The 16,622-nt window shown below is 58.0% G+C and carries 17 protein-coding genes; 9 read left to right on the top strand and 8 right to left on the bottom strand.

Annotation, left to right across the window (positions count from 1 at the left end; all coding sequences use genetic code 11):
* The first annotated feature begins 10 nt into the window (after nucleotides 1–10).
* From surE to ACO06L_RS01085, 6 genes are all read left to right on the top strand, one after another.
* A complete protein-coding gene (gene surE, locus ACO06L_RS01060; protein WP_064230552.1) occupies nucleotides 11–781 on the top strand; it encodes a 5'/3'-nucleotidase SurE in 771 nt (256 codons plus the stop codon).
* A complete protein-coding gene (locus tag ACO06L_RS01065) occupies nucleotides 778–1,434 on the top strand; it encodes a protein-L-isoaspartate(D-aspartate) O-methyltransferase (RefSeq protein WP_064230553.1) in 657 nt (218 codons plus the stop codon). Before surE ends, ACO06L_RS01065 begins: the two co-directional genes overlap by 4 nt.
* Before the next feature lie 2 nt (nucleotides 1,435–1,436).
* Complete coding sequence (locus tag ACO06L_RS01070; protein ID WP_202348443.1) at nucleotides 1,437–2,426, top strand: DUF368 domain-containing protein; 990 nt, start codon at nucleotides 1,437–1,439, stop codon at nucleotides 2,424–2,426.
* Between the two features lie 309 nt (nucleotides 2,427–2,735).
* A complete protein-coding gene (locus tag ACO06L_RS01075; protein ID WP_227716137.1) occupies nucleotides 2,736–3,524 on the top strand; it encodes a peptidoglycan DD-metalloendopeptidase family protein in 789 nt (262 codons plus the stop codon).
* 205 nt (nucleotides 3,525–3,729) lie between these two features.
* Nucleotides 3,730–4,725 carry an RNA polymerase sigma factor RpoS gene (rpoS, locus tag ACO06L_RS01080; RefSeq protein WP_202348441.1) on the top strand — a complete coding sequence of 332 codons (996 nt, stop codon included), beginning with the start codon at nucleotides 3,730–3,732 and terminating at the stop codon, nucleotides 4,723–4,725.
* Between the two features lie 206 nt (nucleotides 4,726–4,931).
* Nucleotides 4,932–5,507: a chalcone isomerase family protein gene (locus tag ACO06L_RS01085; RefSeq protein ID WP_064230556.1), complete on the top strand. Its 576-nt coding sequence runs from the start codon at nucleotides 4,932–4,934 to the stop codon at nucleotides 5,505–5,507.
* A gap of 62 nt (nucleotides 5,508–5,569) precedes the next feature.
* On the opposite strand, the gene nth is transcribed toward ACO06L_RS01085, so the two are convergent.
* Genes nth through metG form a run of 8 tightly spaced genes read right to left on the bottom strand, consistent with a single transcriptional unit; the run spans nucleotide 5,570 to nucleotide 13,841 of the window.
* The gene (gene nth, locus ACO06L_RS01090; protein WP_008172868.1) at nucleotides 5,570–6,208 is read right to left on the bottom strand and encodes an endonuclease III; all 639 of its coding nucleotides are present in this window, start codon (nucleotides 6,206–6,208) and stop codon (nucleotides 5,570–5,572) included.
* Between the two features lie 27 nt (nucleotides 6,209–6,235).
* The gene (locus tag ACO06L_RS01095) at nucleotides 6,236–6,952 is read right to left on the bottom strand and encodes an electron transport complex subunit E (RefSeq protein WP_202348440.1); all 717 of its coding nucleotides are present in this window, start codon (nucleotides 6,950–6,952) and stop codon (nucleotides 6,236–6,238) included.
* Nucleotides 6,953–6,954: 2 nt separating this feature from the next.
* Nucleotides 6,955–7,656 carry an electron transport complex subunit RsxG gene (gene rsxG / locus ACO06L_RS01100; protein WP_202348439.1) on the bottom strand — a complete coding sequence of 234 codons (702 nt, stop codon included), beginning with the start codon at nucleotides 7,654–7,656 and terminating at the stop codon, nucleotides 6,955–6,957.
* A gap of 2 nt (nucleotides 7,657–7,658) precedes the next feature.
* Nucleotides 7,659–8,708 carry an electron transport complex subunit RsxD gene (rsxD, locus tag ACO06L_RS01105; RefSeq protein ID WP_202348438.1) on the bottom strand — a complete coding sequence of 350 codons (1,050 nt, stop codon included), beginning with the start codon at nucleotides 8,706–8,708 and terminating at the stop codon, nucleotides 7,659–7,661.
* 21 nt (nucleotides 8,709–8,729) lie between these two features.
* The gene (gene rsxC / locus ACO06L_RS01110) at nucleotides 8,730–10,577 is read right to left on the bottom strand and encodes an electron transport complex subunit RsxC (protein WP_202348437.1); all 1,848 of its coding nucleotides are present in this window, start codon (nucleotides 10,575–10,577) and stop codon (nucleotides 8,730–8,732) included.
* Nucleotides 10,577–11,155, bottom strand: a complete 579-nt coding sequence (gene rsxB, locus ACO06L_RS01115) for an electron transport complex subunit RsxB (RefSeq protein WP_104320779.1) — start codon at nucleotides 11,153–11,155, stop codon at nucleotides 10,577–10,579. The genes rsxC and rsxB overlap by 1 nt, the downstream gene beginning before the upstream one ends.
* A 29-nt stretch (nucleotides 11,156–11,184) precedes the next feature.
* A complete protein-coding gene (gene rsxA / locus ACO06L_RS01120) occupies nucleotides 11,185–11,766 on the bottom strand; it encodes an electron transport complex subunit RsxA (protein WP_064230563.1) in 582 nt (193 codons plus the stop codon).
* A gap of 44 nt (nucleotides 11,767–11,810) precedes the next feature.
* Entirely contained in the window at nucleotides 11,811–13,841 is a 2,031-nt protein-coding gene (gene metG, locus ACO06L_RS01125) for a methionine--tRNA ligase (RefSeq protein WP_202348436.1), read from the bottom strand.
* Between the two features lie 198 nt (nucleotides 13,842–14,039).
* Between metG and apbC the strand changes: the two genes are divergently transcribed.
* From apbC to ACO06L_RS01140, 3 genes are all read left to right on the top strand, one after another.
* Nucleotides 14,040–15,140 carry an iron-sulfur cluster carrier protein ApbC gene (gene apbC, locus ACO06L_RS01130; RefSeq protein WP_064230565.1) on the top strand — a complete coding sequence of 367 codons (1,101 nt, stop codon included), beginning with the start codon at nucleotides 14,040–14,042 and terminating at the stop codon, nucleotides 15,138–15,140.
* A 279-nt stretch (nucleotides 15,141–15,419) separates the two neighbouring features.
* Complete coding sequence (dcd, locus tag ACO06L_RS01135) at nucleotides 15,420–15,986, top strand: dCTP deaminase (protein ID WP_064230566.1); 567 nt, start codon at nucleotides 15,420–15,422, stop codon at nucleotides 15,984–15,986.
* Nucleotides 15,983–16,582, top strand: coding sequence for a YjaG family protein (locus ACO06L_RS01140; RefSeq protein WP_104320776.1), 600 nt, complete (start codon nucleotides 15,983–15,985; stop codon nucleotides 16,580–16,582). Before dcd ends, ACO06L_RS01140 begins: the two co-directional genes overlap by 4 nt.
* Nucleotides 16,583–16,622 lie beyond the last annotated feature (40 nt).

Raw genomic sequence — 16,622 nt, forward strand, 5'->3', positions numbered from 1 at the left:
GGAGAACACTGTGCGTATTCTGTTGTCGAACGATGACGGCGTTCATTCGCCGGGGCTTATCGCCCTGTTCGAGGGATTGAAGGGCCTGGGTGAGCTGGAGGTCGTGGCCCCCGATCGGGATCACAGCGGTGCCAGTAACGCCCTGACCCTCAATCGCCCCCTCACCGTGGAAGAGCATCCAAACGGGTTCCGTTCCGTGGATGGAACGCCCACAGACTGTGTTCATCTGGCGGTCAACGGGCTGTTCAAAGAGCCATTCGACAGGGTGGTTTCCGGGATAAACACCCATGCCAACCTGGGCGATGACATTATCTATTCAGGTACCGTTGCCGCAGCCACCGAAGGGCGTCACCTTGGCCTTCCGGCCATTGCCGTTTCCCTGGTTAACGATGGCCACTTTCACTACGAAACAGCTGCCCGGGTGATCCGGATGCTCCTCGAAAACGAGCGCCCCCTGGCGCTTGGGCCGCGCTCCATTCTTAATGTGAATGTCCCGGACGTACCCTGGGAGGAGCTGGCTGGAATCCGGGTGACCCGCCTGGGCCACCGGGAGCGGGCTGAAGGCGCGGTTCCGATGACCTGTCCCCGCGGTAAGGAGCGTTACTGGATCGGGGCCGCCGGTGTGGGCGGTGATGCAGGTCCGGGTACGGATTTCAACGCCGTCCGCGAAGGCTATGTCTCGGTGACTCCGGTACATATCGACATGACCCGGCATGAGGCGCTGTCCCGGCTCCGGGACTGGGTCGACACCCTGGAGGATTCGCTGGAGGGCCGGGGATGACCGCTCAGCTCGAAGGCATCGGGATGACCTCCCGACGCACCCGGATGCGACTGGTCCAGCGCCTCAGGGAAGCCGGCATCGAATCGGACCGGGTACTTGAGATTATGGGGGAGGTGCCACGGCACATCTTCCTGGATGAGGCCCTGTCCCATCGCGCTTATGAAGATACATCCCTGCCGATCGGCTATGGTCAGACCCTGTCCCAGCCCTACATTGTGGCGCGGATGACGGAATTGATGCTGGCCCATGGGCCGGCACGGGTGTTGGAGCTGGGAACCGGATCAGGCTACCAGACCGCGGTGCTCTCCCGTCTCTTTTCCGAAATCTACAGCGTTGAGCGTATCAAAGCGCTGCAGGACCGGGCCCGGGACCGATTGCGCCAGTTGAACGCCAGAAACGTGTTCCTGAAACACGCTGACGGTGGCATGGGCTGGCCCGAGCGCGGCCCTTTCGACGGCATTATCGTGACCGCTGCGCCAATTGAAGTTCCCGGCGAATTGCTCGCTCAGCTGGCCGACGGTGGCATTCTGATTGCGCCAGTGGGAGAAGAGAATCAGGTATTGGTGGAGGTTACCCGCAGGGGCGATCGTTTCGATCACAAGGAGCTGGAACCGGTCCGGTTTGTCCCGCTCCTGGGCGGGGTTGTCCGATAGTTATGGTTGAATCTGCAGTACTCAGCTCCGACGCAGATAGCGAAACCGCCCGTAACCATCATCCTGCGGCAGTATTTCTGCGGGGCATTGCAATGGGAGCCGCTGATATCGTTCCGGGTGTGTCCGGAGGCACCATCGCATTCATAACCGGTATCTATTTCCGGCTGCTGGAGGCGATCAACGCTGTTCCCGGAGCGGTCTTTCGCCAGCTGTTTCGGGGCCAGTTCAGGGCTTTCTGGAACGCCGTCGATGGAACCTTTCTGGTCTGCCTGCTGGCGGGCATTCTGACCAGTATTGCCACTCTGGCTTCAGCCATCAGTTACTTGCTGGTGGCGTATCCGATCCTGATCTGGAGCTTTTTCTTTGGCTTGATTGTCGCCTCGGTGTGGCATGTGGGGCGTCAGGTCCGGCGTTATACGCCCACATTACTGATTCCGCTGCTGGTAGGGATTGCTATCGCCTGGTGGGTAACCACCCTTTCCGCCAGCGAGGTCTCGCCTTCCGCTCTGGCATTTTTCGGCGCCGGCGCCCTCGCCATCTGTGCCATGATTCTTCCCGGCATCTCGGGCAGTTTCATCTTGGTGATTATTGGCATGTATGCGCCCGTGCTGGCGGCGATCAAATCGTTCGAGGTGGGCATTCTGTTGCTGTTTATGGCAGGTTGCGTGGTGGGCCTGTTATCCATCGCCCGCCTGATCACCTGGGCGTTTCATCATTTCCATGATCTGGTGCTCGCTTTGCTGACCGGCTTCATGATCGGTGCGCTCAACAAGGTCTGGCCCTGGAAAGAAACACTCAGTTGGCGGGAAAACAGCTCTGGTGAAAAGGTGCCCCTGAATGAGGCAAGTATCTGGCCCTGGACCTTCGCGGAACAGGCAGGGCAGGACCCCAAGGTGCTTTTCGCAGTGCTTATGGCACTGGCTGGTTTCGGTCTGGTTCTGCTTGTGGAATGGATTGGTTCCAGGCGCGGATATGTCTCATCGTCGACGTAAATCGGGGCGATTGTGGTGCCAGAGTGTTACCTGACGCACAAAATGGGTGTTTCGTGAGGTAACAAGGATGGCCGGGGAGTAACTTGGCTTCCTGCGAGAAATGTGCAATATATTAGCAAGTTACTATAAAAAGTTTAGAAACTGCTTCGACAACCAAAATGGTTTATATGGATTTTTCATAACTGGGTCAGTTTTATTCCTGTGAGATTTTTGCGTGGGCTAGTCAATGCCGTTTTACCGGTGTCCCCGCGGTTCCTTTCCGGTGCCTCTGAATCCTCTCGCCCTGCGGAAAAAACGCCGACCAGCCTTTTGATTCTCCTTCCCCTGAGTGCCTTGCTGCTTTTGTCTGGCTGCAATACCCCCGCGCTCTACCAGGATGATATATACAATCCCCCGGTCTACTGGGGCCGGCACGTCGTCCAGCCTGGCGAAACCCTTTACAGCATAGCCTGGCGGTATGGTCGGGACTATCGGGAGCTGGGTGATGCCAACGGGATTGGTCCACCCTGGAACCTCAAGGCAGGGCAGGTGCTTCGCCTGGATCTTCGTGGAAATGTAACCTCCGGCAGTCAGACTACTACTGCCAGCAAACCGGCTTCCTCGGTCACCAGAACGCCGAGCCGGGCTTCGCCGCCCAAGCAGACAGCTGCCACGGCACCAAAACCTGCGGTAACCAGGGCGCCTAGTAAGGGTGCGCCGCTGGCTTCCCAGACCCAGACCGTGGCTCGAATCGAATGGCGCTGGCCTCACGTTGGCACTGTAATTGCTGGATATTCAACATCCGGAAAAGTCAATAAAGGTATTGATATTGCCGGGCAAGCCGGGGATGCTGTAAGGGCTGCGGCCACAGGGAATGTGGTCTATGCCGGTAACGGGTTGCTTGGATACGGCAATCTGATTATCGTGAATCATAATGAGCACTATTTAAGTGCTTACGCTCACAACCGGAAGATTCTGGTGCAGGAAGGGGAGGATGTGAAAGCCGGGCAGGTGATCGCAGAGCTCGGTAGCAGTGGCGCTGAACGACCCATGTTGCATTTTGAGATTCGCAAAAACGGCAATCCGGTTGACCCAGTCCATTATCTGCCACCGCGCTAATAAATAACGCAGTCAGCAGGCTGCGCAGATCCCACACGCCGGCACTGACAAAAAACCGCGTTCGCAAGAAAAACAAAAACGGTATAAGGCCATTACAGGCCGACCAACAAAATGTCCTGAAGAAAAAGCACGAATACAAAGACGTCCGCAATAACAAGAAGTATCGGACGAACATCCAGGATTATTGAGAGGCGGGGCAAGACAAATGTCAGCAGAGCAAGAAGACATCATCATTGATCGTGTATCGGACATGGACGATGCCGAGGATCAATTGTTAGCAGAAGAAAAAGTCGAAAAAGAGGCTACCGAAGAGGTGGCTGAGACAGAAGAAGATTTTCCCACCCAGGGACGTTATTTCACCAGTCAAAAACAGCTGGATGCCACTCAGCTGTATCTCAACGAAATCGGTTTCTCACCACTCCTGACGCCGGAAGAAGAGGTCTACTTTGCCCGCCTGGCGCGCAAGGGAGAGGAGTCCGGCCGCAAGCGCATGATAGAGAGCAATCTTCGTCTTGTAGTCAAGATTGCCCGTCGCTACGTGAATCGGGGCCTGACGCTGCTGGACCTGATTGAGGAGGGCAACCTAGGTTTGATCCGGGCGGTTGAGAAGTTTGATCCGGAGCGTGGCTTCCGCTTCTCCACTTACGCCACTTGGTGGATTCGCCAGACCATTGAGCGGGCCATCATGAACCAGACCCGCACCATCCGTCTGCCGATTCATGTGGTTAAGGAACTCAACCTCTACCTGCGTGCGGCGCGGGAGCTGACCCAGAAACTGGATCATGAGCCGTCGGCCGAAGAAATCGCTAGAATGGTCGACAAGCCGGTAGCTGATGTGAAGCGCATGCTTGGTCTGAATGAGCGTGTGGCGTCGATGGATACGCCCATTGGTACCGGTGGCGAAAAGTCGCTGCTGGATACCGTAGCCGATGAGGGAGCTTCAGATCCGGCGGATCTCCTGCAGGACAACAACATGTGTTCCTGCCTGGAAAAGTGGATCGATCAGCTCAGTGACAAGCAGCAGGAAGTTCTGTCACGGCGGTTTGGTCTTCGGGGTTATCCGGTCAGTACGCTTGAGGAAGTGGGGCAGGAAATCGGTCTTACCCGTGAACGCGTGCGGCAGATCCAGGTTGAGGCGCTACGTCGCCTTCGTGAAATTCTGGAGAAGGAAGGCTTGTCCGGAAACCTGCTCTTCAAGTAAAGCCCTTCTGATCTTTCGATCGAAAAGCCGGCCAGGATATTCCTGGCCGGTTTTTTTGTGTTTCAGGATCGCTGCAAATGAGAACCAGGTTGCGCACTGGCCGCCAGCCTCATTGATAGAATGCCGTGACCGGGCGGGGATAAGGGTGTCGAAACCCGGTGCACGAATGAAACACGTCAATAATAACGATCGAAAAGGAAAGGACTATGAAGAAGGCTCTTACAACCGGCTTTGCCTCTGTGCTTATGACAGCGCTGCTGTCGGCACCGGCTGCTGCGATCACCGTGGAAGGTGTTGATGTTCCGGATACCTATTCAGCCATGGATACCGAACTTAAGCTTAATGGCGCAGGTACCCGCTCCAAGTGGTTCATGGATCTGTATGTCGGAGGCCTGTATGTCCCGGAGACCATCGACGATGGTGAGGCAGTGATCAACGCGGATGAACCCCAGGCAATTACTCTGCATATCATTTCCGGCATGATTACCAGCGAACGCATGACCGAGGCCACACTGGAGGGTTTCGAAGCCTCCACCGACGGCGATATGGCGTCTATCCAGGAGGATGTGGACCAGTTCATGGCGGTGTTCCGGGAAGAGATCACCGAGGGTGACGTATTTGACTTGGTGTATCTGCCGGGAGAAGGCGTCCGGGTCCTCAAGAATGGTGAGCACAAGGACACCGTTGGCGATCTGGCCTTCAAAAAGGCCCTGTTTGGAATCTGGCTGTCAGATAAACCGGCTCAGAAGGACCTGAAGGAGAAAATGCTCGGCCAGCGGTAACCCCGGGCCTCGCTTCTGAAAGTAAAAAGCCGGCGCAATGCCGGCTTTTTATCAACCTGAATTCACAGATAATCCCGTTTCTGCTTGAACTCGCACAGGTCTTCAATGATACAGGCGCCGCATTTTGGCTTTCGGGCGGTACAGGTATAACGTCCGTGCAGAATCAGCCAGTGGTGCGCGTCCAGCAGGAACTCTTTCGGCACCAGGCGCATCAACCGGTTCTCCACCTCGAGAACGTTCTTGCCCGGGGCGATGCCGGTTCGGTTCGACACCCGATAGATATGGGTGTCCACCGCCATTGCCATGTGGCCGAAGGCGGTATTCAGCACCACATTTGCGGTTTTGCGACCGACACCTGGTAATGCCTCAAGATCTTCCCGGCGTTCCGGTACCTGGCCACCGTGCTTTTCAATCAGGATTCGACAGGTTTTGATTACGTTCTCGGCCTTGCTGTTAAACAGGCCGATGGTTTTGATGTATTCCTTGAGGCCGTCAACCCCCAGGGCGAGGATGGCCTCTGGCGTGTTGGCCACCGGGAACAGCTTGTCCGTAGCCTTGTTGACGCCCACATCCGTGGCCTGGGCCGATAGGATAACCGCGATCAGCAGCTCGAACGGGCTGGAATAGTTCAGCTCGGTGGTCGGGTTGGGGTTAGCCTCCCGGAGACGGGTGAATATCTCAATGCGTTTCTGTTTGTTCATCGGCTCTCAGTCTTCTGTAACCTGGACTCAGGAAACATTCCCGGTAACCCGGACCCGTTTGCTGCCCGCTGCCACGGGTGCTGGTTCATTGGCTTTGCGGCGTTCTTCCAGGTGATTGTCGATCCCGTTCTTGAGGGCGATCAGCAGGCCGAGGCCCACAAACGCGCCTGGTGGAAGAATCATGAACAGCATGTCCGGGTAATTGTCGAACGGACGTACCACCCAGTCGGCGGCAATGGGGCCGAGCAGCAGGTGCATGTCGACAAACAGAGTGCCCTGTCCGATAAGTTCCCGCAGGCCGCCCAGAACCACCAGAACCGCCAGAAAACCGAGGCCCATCATGGCGCCGTCCAACAGTGCCGGAAGTGGTGGATTCCTCGAGGCGAAGGCGTCGGCACGGCCCAGAATGGCACAGTTGGTGACGATCAACGGGATGAAAATGCCAAGGATCAGGTACAGTTCATAGGTAAAGGCCTGCATCAGCAGTTCGGCGCAGGTCACGAACGAGGCGATGATCATCACAAACGCGGGCAGGCGAACGGACTCGCTCACGAAATTGCGAATCAGCGACACCGCAAGATTGGACCCCATGAGCACCATGAGTGTGGCCAGGCCCAGCCCAATGGCGTTAACGACGGTACTGGTCACGGCCAGAAGAGGGCAGAGCCCAAGCACCTGGACGAGGGCAGGGTTGTTGTCCCAGAGCCCGTCCCGGACGATTTCGCTGGATGATTTGGTTGCCATGATCAGGAATGCTCCGTATTGGACGATTCGCCGGCAATCGCTTCAGGGTTCAGGATGTTGTCTCTTGGTGACGGCTCTTCATTAAGCCGCTCCCGGATAATCTGACGATTTTCCCGGAAGTAGATCAGTGCCTTCTGAACAGCTTTTACCACAGCCCTTGGCGTGATGGTGGCGCCAGTGAACTGATCGAATTCTCCGCCATTCTTTTTGACGTTCCACTCCCGATGCGGGGGCTTGCCCAGAGAGCGGCCATCAAAGCTCTTGATCCAGTCGGATTTCCGGGTCTCGATCTGGTCTCCCAGCCCCGGCGTTTCTTTATGGTTGGTTACCCGGACGCCGAGAATGGTTCCCTGCATGTCCACGCCCACCAGCAGGTGTATTTTTCCGGAGTACCCGTCCGGGGCCACCACTGGCATGATCATGCCAATGGGGCGTTCGTCCTGTCTCGCCACCCAGACGGTCAGAGGGCCGGGTTGCGCGAGCCGCTCGCTGGCGGGTAGCTGCACGGTGTCCCGGAGCAAGTCGTTGTTGTGCCGGCTTTCCGGAATAATTTCATAGAGGGCCTGGGCCTCGGCACGGGCCGCCTGCTCACGAATGCGCTCTTCGGTAGCCACCTGGGTTACGGCGATGGTGCCACCGGTGATCACGGCAAACAAGCCGAGGCCGATGGCGCTGCGACGGATGGACTGTGCAACTGCAGCCATGATTATCCCTGACTCCCCGGTACACCCCTGCGGGCCTTGTGATGCCCATATGTCCGCGGGGGTGTGTAATGATCGATGAAGGGTACCGCAAAATTCATCAGCAAAACGCTGAACGCCACGGCGTCCGGATAATTGCCCCAGGTGCGGATCAGGTAGATCAGGATGCCAATCCCGGCTCCGTAGATCAGTTTTCCCTGGTGGCTGGTAGCGGCCGAAACCGGATCGGTGGCGATGAAGAACGCGCCCAACATGGTTCCGCCCGCCAGCAGATGCAGGGAGAGCGGCGCGTAGAGGTCGGCGTTGTTGCCAAAAGCCAGGCTTATCACGATCAGACCGCCAAGAAACCCAGCCGGAATATGCCAGCTGATAATGCGCAGGCCGATGAGCAGCAGACCCCCGGCGAGGAACGCCGCATTCACCCATTCCCAGCCCTTGGCAACACCTTCACCAAAGGTCGGGTGGGTGAGAACCTCGGCCGCGGTATGGGTGGTGATCTTGTGTTTGTATTCATCAAGCGGGGTTGCCATGGTCCAGCCATCGACCGCTGTTTGCTGGCCGGAGGCAATGGTCGCCAGGGTCTCACCAAAGCCCGGTGCACCGTCCCAGAGCATGGCAGGTTCCGCCCAGTTGGTTGTCATGGCCACCGGAAATGAGACCAGGACCAGGGCGTAGCCGACCATGGCGGGGTTGAACGGATTTGAGCCCAGCCCGCCATACAGCTGCTTGGCAACAACGATGGCTGAAATCACCGCGACGGCGGAGACCCACCAGGGCGCAAACTGAGGCAGTGACAGGCCCAGCAGAAGGCCGGTGACGGCGGCGGTGTTGTCTTTGATAAAGAATGCGACTGGCTTCTTTCTGAGCTTGAGCAGGGCAGCTTCGGAGGCAATGGCAACGGCGATACAGAAGACCACATTGATCAGGTTGCCCCAGCCAAAAAACAGCGTCTGGGCCAACAGGCCAGGCAAGGCCGCAATAAGTACCCACAACATCACGCGGGACGTTGGCCGGGCACTGTGTGCGTGGGGCGATGACTGCTGAACGAATGCCATGGATGTGGTGCCTGATCTCGGTTAGTGGGTTGGCTGGGATTCAGTTGAACCGGCGGCCAGCTTCTCTCTGGCTTCAGACAGCGCCTCTTCAGCCCGTTGTACCCGGTCGTGGTTCTTGGCCACGGCCCGCTCCAGCTTTTCTACGTTGTCTGCCTGCTGGGCTTTGGCGTCATCCAGCATGCCCTGCATGTTGTCCAGTTTTGACTGAGCCTGGCTCAGCTGCTTTTCGAGGGCCTCAATATCCGGTTTTTGCTCTGCAGGCGGGGCACTGGGGGCCGGCGGCGCACTGGCGGCAGGTGGCTGAGATGCCTCGGCCTTTGCTTTCTTGCGGGCCAGGGCCTGTTCAACCAGGGCTGACTTGGCGGCCCGCTCATCGACGGCCTCGCCCTCGTCTGCAGCTTTTTCCGCTTCAGCCTGCTTCTTGGCCGCCGCGTCTGCAGCTGCCTTCGCGCGCTCCTTGCGCCTGAGCTCTTTCTCCTGCTGCTCACGCTCAAGGCGGGCCTGGCGGGCCTCGAACCGTTCCCGGGCCCGGTCTGCCTTCAGCTGCTCTGCTTGTTGTGCACGGATTTCGCCCTTGGCAAATCGATAGTACTGGACCAGCGGAATCGAACTCGGGCATACGTAGGAACAGGCGCCACATTCGATGCAGTCAAACAGATTCAGGTGCTCCGCCTTTTCAAATTCGGTGGCCTTGGCGTGCCAGAACAGTTGCTGCGGCAATAGCTCCATGGGGCAGGCTTCGGCGCACTGTCCACAGCGAATGCAGGGTTGCTCCGGCGGTGGTGCCGGTAATTCAGTGGCCGTCGCGGCGATCACGCAGTTGGTAGTTTTGATTACCGGGACTGCTTCTGTTGTCAGCGTGTAGCCCATCATGGGGCCGCCAAGGACCAGGCGGCTGACCGCGTCCTGGTTGATACCGGCCTGCTCCAGCAAATGCTCAATCGGCGTGCCAATAAGGGCTTCGAAATTGCCCGGTTCCCGGACGGCTTCCCCGGTGATGGTAACCACACGGGAGATAAGCGGTGTTCCCTCAAAGACCGCCTGTGCCACGGCCACGGCAGTGCCGATGTTCTGGCACATCACGCCGATATCGGCCGGAATGCCGCCGCTGGGTACTTCCATGCCGGTCAGTATCTGGATCAGCTGTTTCTCGCCACCTGAGGGGTACTTGGTCGGCACAACGGCTATTTCGGTCTGTGTGCCTTCGGTGGCCTTTCGAAGTGCGGCAATGGCCTCGGGTTTATTGTCCTCAATCCCGATCACGCAACGTTCGGGGCGCAGAATCCAGGCCATGATTTTCAGGCCGGCAACCACCTCGTCGGCCTTTTCCCGCATGGTCATGTCGTCAGCGGTGATGTAGGGCTCGCATTCGGCACCGTTGAGGATGAGCGTGCTTACCTTGCGATCCCGCGGTGGCCGGAGTTTGATGTTGGTGGGAAAGCCGGCGCCACCCATGCCGGAAATACCGGCATCACAGATAATTTGCAGAACCTCGTCGCGCTCCAGAGAACGATAATCCGCCACTGGGCTGCGCTGGCACCATTGGTCCTCACCGTCCGGTTTCAGGGTGATGCACCGGTCCGCCATACCTGAGGGATGGGGCACAGGGAAGTCGGCGATGCTCTCGATCACCCCGGATGTCGGTGCATGAACGGGAACGCCCATGCCGGTTTTAACGTCGGCAATTTTCTGGCCCTTCAAGACCCGCTCGCCGACCTCAACAATGGCTTCCGCCGGATCACCGATGTGCTGCTGAAGTGGCAGAACCAACTGGGCAGGCATGCCGGCATCGCGAATCGGACGCGCGGTCGAGATGTCTTTGTGTTCCGGAGGATGGATACCGCCGGAGAAATTCCAGAGTTGAGTCATCAGGCACTGGCTCCCTGGCGATCGGTGGCAATGAGTCCGGATTTGGGCGGTGTCCAGGTCCAGGTGCGAATATCCGGTTCCACTGTCACCATGTCGATACAGTCTACCGGGCAGGGATCAACGCACAGATCACAGCCGGTGCATTCGCTCTCAATGACTGTGTGCATGTGTTTGGCGGCACCCAGAATGGCATCCACGGGGCAGGCCTGGATGCACTTGGTGCAACCGATGCACTCGTCTTCGCGAATGATAGCAACCCGTTTGACCTGCTCAACGCCATGCTCGGCATCCAGTGGTTCCGGCTCCACATCCAGCAGGTCTGCCAGCGCCTTGATAGTGGACTCGCCACCTGGCGGACACTTGTTGATCGGGCCGCCTTCGGCAATGGATTCGGCATAGGGCCGACAGCCGGGATAGCCGCACTGGCCGCATTGGGTCTGGGGCAGAAGGGCATCGATCTGGTCGACCAGGGGGTTGCCTTCCACCTTGAATCGTTCGGCGGCAAATCCGAGCAGGCCGCCGAAAACAACGGCAAGGGCCAGAAGAACCACAACGGCAACAAGAACGCTTGTCCACATAACCTGTTACTCCTAATCCTGCCAGCCGGTCAAACGCTGACCAGGCCGCCAAAGCCCAGGAAAGCCAGAGCCATCAGCCCGGCCGTAACCAGACCGATGGCAGCACCGCGAAAGGCAACTGGCACGTCGGCCACGGCGATGCGCTCACGCATGGCCGCGAACAGCACCAGAACCATGGAAAAGCCCGCTGCTGCGCCAAATCCGTACAGAACCGACTCAACAAAGTTGTTGTTCTTGTTGATGTTCAGAAGGGCAACGCCGAGCACCGCGCAGTTCGTGGTGATCAGCGGAAGGAAAATACCCAGCACCCGATAAAGCAACGGGCTTGTCTTACGAACCACCATCTCGGTGAACTGGACCACCACGGCAATCACCAGAATGAACGTGATGGTTCTCAGAAACGCCAGATCCAGCGGTTCAAGCAGGTAAGTGTAGGCAAGGTAGCTGCACACCGATGCCAGGGTCAGCACGAACGTGGTAGCCAGCGACATACCCATGGCCGTTTCCAGCTTGCTGGATACGCCCATGAACGGGCACAGGCCCAGGAACTGAACCAGTACAAAATTGTTCACCAGAATGGTGCTGACCAGAATCAGCAGATATTCGGTCATTTACCTTGCTCCATTGGACCCCTGCCAGCGTTGCCCGGCCGCCCTTACATAATCCGCATGCCGGGGGTGGCGCCGGAATCCGGGGACAGGATAAAGATATCCTTGCCACCGGGGCCTGCTGCCAGAACCATGCCCTCGGACATCCCGAACTTCATTTTCCGCGGTTTGAGATTGGCCACCATGACCGTCAGGCGCCCCTCGAGATCTTCCGGCTTATAGGCTGACTTGATACCAGCAAACACGTTGCGCTCGCCATGCCCTACGTCAAGGGTAAGGCGAAGAAGTTTGTCGGCACCTTCCACGTGCTCGGCTTTGACAATTTTAACGACGCGAAGATCCACTTTCGCGAAATCGCCAAATTCTATTTCATCCGCAATGGGCTCAAGATTGGCAGCAGGTGCCGGTTTGCCGGTCGCTGCAGGCAACTCTTCCTTGGAGGCATCCAGCATCTTCTCGATCTGGGCCATGTCCACACGGTTCATCAGCGGCTTAAACTTGTTGATGCCATGGTTTTCCAGGCGCTCGCTACGATGGTTCCAGTCCAGCGGCGCATTCAGGAACGCCTCGGAAGCCTTGGCGGTCTCCGGCAGTACCGGTGCCAGATAGGTCATCAGAAGATGGAACATGTTGATGGCGTTGGTGCAGATGGCCTGAAGATTCTCGTCCTGGCCTTCCTGCTTGGCGATCACCCACGGCTGCTCATCATTGACATACTGGTTGGCAATGTCGGCCAGCTCCATGATCCGGCGCATCGCGCGGCCAAATTCGCGGGTCTCGTAGAATTCCTCGATTTCCTTGCCGGCCTCGATGAATTCCTTCAGTTTGGCGTGCTCGGTAACCTCGCCAAGCTGGCCGTCGAAGCGCTTGGTAATGAAACCGGCACTGCGGCTGGCAATGTTGACCACCTTGCCCACCAGATCCGAGTTCACCCGGGCCGCAAAGTCTTCCAGGTTCAGGTCCATGTCATCCACGCTGCCAGTCAGCTTGGCGGCGAAGTAGTAGCGCAGGTATTCCGGGTTCAGATGGTCCAGGTAGGTGCGGGCCATGATAAACGTACCGCGGGACTTGGACATCTTCTTGCCGTTGACGGTGACAAAGCCGTGGGCCCAGACCGCCGTCGGCGTGCGGAAGCCGGCATCGTGAAGCATGGACGGCCAGAACAGCGCGTGGAAGTTGATGATGTCCTTGCCGATGAAGTGGTAGACCTCGGCCTCGGAATCCGCTTTCCAGAAGTGCTCGAAATCGATGCCTTCGCGGTTGCAGAGGTTCTTGAAGCTGGCCAGGTAGCCGATCGGCGCGTCCAGCCACACGTAGAAGTACTTGCCGGGCGCGTCCGGAATTTCGAAACCGAAGTAGGGCGCATCACGGCTGATGTCCCATTCCTGGAGGCCTGCGTCCAGCCATTCCGCCAGCTTGTTGGCCACCTGGGGCTGCAGCGTGCCGCTGCGAGTCCACTTGGCGAGGAAGTCCTGGAAATCCGGCAGCTTGAAGAAATAGTGCTCGGATTCCTTCTCGATAGGCGTGGCGCCGGAGACCGCCGAACGGGGGTTGATCAGCTCGGCAGGCGTGTAGGTGGCGCCACAGGCCTCGCAGTTATCACCGTACTGGTCCTCGGTCTTGCACTTGGGGCAGGTGCCCTTGATGAACCGGTCCGCCAGGAACATGTTCTTTTCCGGGTCGTAGGACTGGGTGATCTTGCGCGTGGCAATGTGCCCGTTTTCCTGAAGTTGACGGTAGATGTACTCGGAAAACTGACGGTTCTCCTCGGAATGCGTGGTGTAATAGTTGTCAAAGCGGATGTGGAACCCGGCGAAATCTTCCTGGTGCTCCTCACGGATCCGGTCGATCAGCTGCTCGGACGTAATACCTTCCCGCTCAGCGCGGAGCATAATGGCGGTGCCATGGGCATCGTCGGCGCAAACGTAGTAACAGTTCTGGCCCCGCATCTTCTGGTAGCGCACCCAGATATCGGTCTGAATGTATTCCAGCAGGTGCCCGAGATGGATAGGGCCGTTGGCGTACGGCAGGGCGCTGGTAACCAGAATATCGCGCTGTTGCTTGCTCGCTTGCGTCATGGTGATGTCCGAACCTTATGTTGACACGGGTTGGAAAGACAAAACGGGGAACTGGTGGCTGTCTTGATTGATTGCCCCAGGTAAAGACCCCATATGGTCAGAAACGGGCACAGATGATACCTTCCGAGCAGATAATTTTCACCCGAATCACCTGTTTCCGTGCTTAAAATCGAGCATGAGCTTATTCCGGAGAACCCGATGACACAGATTTCTGAGCAGGCCCTGCAAACAGCGGTTCGCCAATACCGTGACCCGTACCTGAACAAGGACCTCTACGAACTGGGTGCCGTTAAATCCCTGAATGCCGATGAGAGCGGAAACGTCACCCTCATGGTCGAGCTGCCATACCCCTCGAAAGGCATCGCCGGCGCCCTGAATCAGCTGGTGGGCAACGCCCTGGAAGACGTCGACGGGGTAGAAAGTGTGGACGTCCACGTAGGCCAGAAAATCCACTCCTACAAAGTCCAGAAGGACCTTCCTTCGGTGCCCGGCGTAAAAAACATCATTGCCGTCGCCTCCGGCAAGGGTGGCGTCGGTAAATCCACCACCGCCGTCAACCTGGCCCTGGCGCTCCAGGCCGAAGGCGCACGAGTCGGCATTCTCGACGCCGACATCTACGGCCCCAGCATCGGCATGATGCTCGGCGTACCCGAAGGCAAACGCCCGGACACCCGTGAAAACAAATACTTCGTCCCCATGGACGCCCACGGCCTCCAGGCCAACTCCATGGCCTTCGTCGTCACCGAGAAAACTCCCATGGTCTGGCGCGGCCCCATGGTCAGCGGTGCCGTCATGCAATTGCTCCAGCAGACCCTCTGGAACGAACTCGACTACCTCATCGTGGACATGCCCCCCGGCACCGGCGACATCCAGCTCACCCTGGCCCAGAAAGTCCCGGTAACCGGCGCCGTCATCGTCACCACACCCCAGGACATCGCTTTGCTGGACGGCAAGAAAGGCATCGAAATGTTCCGCAAAGTCGACATCCCGGTGCTTGGCGTGGTTGAAAACATGAGCGTCCACATCTGCAGCAACTGCGGCCACGAAGAACCCCTCTTCGGCCACGGCGGCGGCGAACGCATCGCAGAAGAATACGACACCACACTCCTTGGCCAGCTGCCCCTGCACATGACCATCCGCGAACAGACCGACGGCGGCACCCCCTCGGTGATCGCAGAACCGGACTCTGAAGTAGCGCGGCGGTATCGCGACATCGCTAGAAGGGTAGGGGCTGAACTGTCGACCCGTGAGCGGAACCTTTCCGGTTCGATCTCAAGCGTTTCGGTTACGGAGCACTGACTACTTCTCAAAGTTTGTGGCGTTCCATTCCAAGGTAACTTCGCGGTCATAGGGGCAGCCTTCCAAAAATGTCGAAGGCCAAGGATGGCCTGAGACAAGCGCACATGGACGTGCTCGTAGCGGTTTTTGGAAGGCTGCCCCTATGAGCGCAGCCCGCCAATCTTGAGGTCCGAGCACGTACCCGCAGCCCGAGGGGAAGAGACTCTACAGTCTTCGACAGACCCCAAGGGAACAGGTAAACTACGCCCCAATTTTCCCAGTGGATACGAGACTTCGCCAATGAGCATCAAATCCGACAAGTGGATTCGCCGGATGTCCGAACAACACGGCATGATCGAACCGTATGAAAGCGGACAGGTTCGTGAAACCGAAAAAGGCCGCGTGATCTCCTACGGCACCTCCAGCTACGGCTACGACGTACGCTGCAGCAACGAATTCAAAATCTTCACCAACGTCCACTCCGCCACCGTGGACCCGAAGAACTTCGACGAAAACAGCTTCGTCAACTACACCGGCGACGTCTGCATCATCCCGCCGAACTCCTTTGCACTGGCCCGCACGGTTGAGTACTTCCGCATCCCGCGAAGCGTACTGACCATTTGCCTGGGCAAGTCCACCTACGCTCGTTGCGGCATCATCGTCAACGTCACCCCGCTGGAGCCGGAATGGGAAGGCCAGGTTACCCTGGAATTTTCCAACACCACCAACCTGCCGGCGAAGATCTACGCCAACGAAGGCGTCGCCCAGATGCTGTTCTTCGAATCCGACGAGATCTGTGAAACCAGCTACAAAGACCGGGGCGGCAAATATCTTGGCCAGACCGGCGTGACCCTGCCCAGGACATGAACGCCAACCAGTTCCTGAAAGCCGTTTCACAGCTGCAGGGCTGGCGCGAATGCGCCTTCCTGCTGGCTCTGGCCGAGCGCTCATTCCCGAACTACGCCCTGTTTGCCGATGCCATGGGCCTGAAGACCGGTGCCAAAATGCGCCAGCTTCTGGATCTGGCCTGGGGCATGCTTCAGAAAGACGTCGCCGAATCTGCCATTCCCCAGTTGCTCGCCAAACTGGAAACCCTGTCGCCGGACGTGGACGCCTACGACGCCTACGGTGTTTACCCGGCCTTCGACTTCTGTCAGCTACTGGAGCAGGCTCTGCTGAACCGCCTGAACCCCTCCAAACACCGTGCTACCGATGCGTCACAGATGGCGACCGGAACCGTGATGAACTTTATTGAGCTGTCCGAAGGGGAAGACCTGGAGGAAGACGAACTCGTCCGTCTGCTTGATCATCACCCGTTGATGAAAGAAGACAAGACCTTCCAGCGGGACCTGATCCTGGAGCTGAAGCGCCAACGCACGCCGACCGATCAGTTCGTGGCCCGTCTCCGGGAGGATGCAGCCAACGAGGGTGTCAGTAACCTTGGCATTTCGCTTACCGAATAAACGTTGGCGAGCGAGCAAGCTACACTTCCGGTATTACCCG

This window comes from Marinobacter sp. (assembly GCF_965229985.1).
Classification (GTDB): Bacteria; Pseudomonadota; Gammaproteobacteria; order Pseudomonadales; family Oleiphilaceae; genus Marinobacter.

Coding starts and splice junctions, on each gene's coding strand:
- ACO06L_RS01065 (WP_064230553.1), top strand. CDS start 778: ATGACCGCTCAGCTCGAAGGCATCGGGATGACCTCCCGACGCACCCGG.
- ACO06L_RS01070 (WP_202348443.1), top strand. CDS start 1,437: ATGGTTGAATCTGCAGTACTCAGCTCCGACGCAGATAGCGAAACCGCC.
- rpoS (WP_202348441.1), top strand. CDS start 3,730: ATGTCAGCAGAGCAAGAAGACATCATCATTGATCGTGTATCGGACATG.
- ACO06L_RS01085 (WP_064230556.1), top strand. CDS start 4,932: ATGAAGAAGGCTCTTACAACCGGCTTTGCCTCTGTGCTTATGACAGCG.
- nth (WP_008172868.1), bottom strand. CDS start 6,208: ATGAACAAACAGAAACGCATTGAGATATTCACCCGTCTCCGGGAGGCT.
- ACO06L_RS01095 (WP_202348440.1), bottom strand. CDS start 6,952: ATGGCAACCAAATCATCCAGCGAAATCGTCCGGGACGGGCTCTGGGAC.
- rsxG (WP_202348439.1), bottom strand. CDS start 7,656: ATGGCTGCAGTTGCACAGTCCATCCGTCGCAGCGCCATCGGCCTCGGC.
- rsxD (WP_202348438.1), bottom strand. CDS start 8,708: ATGGCATTCGTTCAGCAGTCATCGCCCCACGCACACAGTGCCCGGCCA.
- rsxC (WP_202348437.1), bottom strand. CDS start 10,577: ATGACTCAACTCTGGAATTTCTCCGGCGGTATCCATCCTCCGGAACAC.
- rsxB (WP_104320779.1), bottom strand. CDS start 11,155: ATGTGGACAAGCGTTCTTGTTGCCGTTGTGGTTCTTCTGGCCCTTGCC.
- rsxA (WP_064230563.1), bottom strand. CDS start 11,766: ATGACCGAATATCTGCTGATTCTGGTCAGCACCATTCTGGTGAACAAT.
- metG (WP_202348436.1), bottom strand. CDS start 13,841: ATGACGCAAGCGAGCAAGCAACAGCGCGATATTCTGGTTACCAGCGCC.
- apbC (WP_064230565.1), top strand. CDS start 14,040: ATGACACAGATTTCTGAGCAGGCCCTGCAAACAGCGGTTCGCCAATAC.
- dcd (WP_064230566.1), top strand. CDS start 15,420: ATGAGCATCAAATCCGACAAGTGGATTCGCCGGATGTCCGAACAACAC.
- ACO06L_RS01140 (WP_104320776.1), top strand. CDS start 15,983: ATGAACGCCAACCAGTTCCTGAAAGCCGTTTCACAGCTGCAGGGCTGG.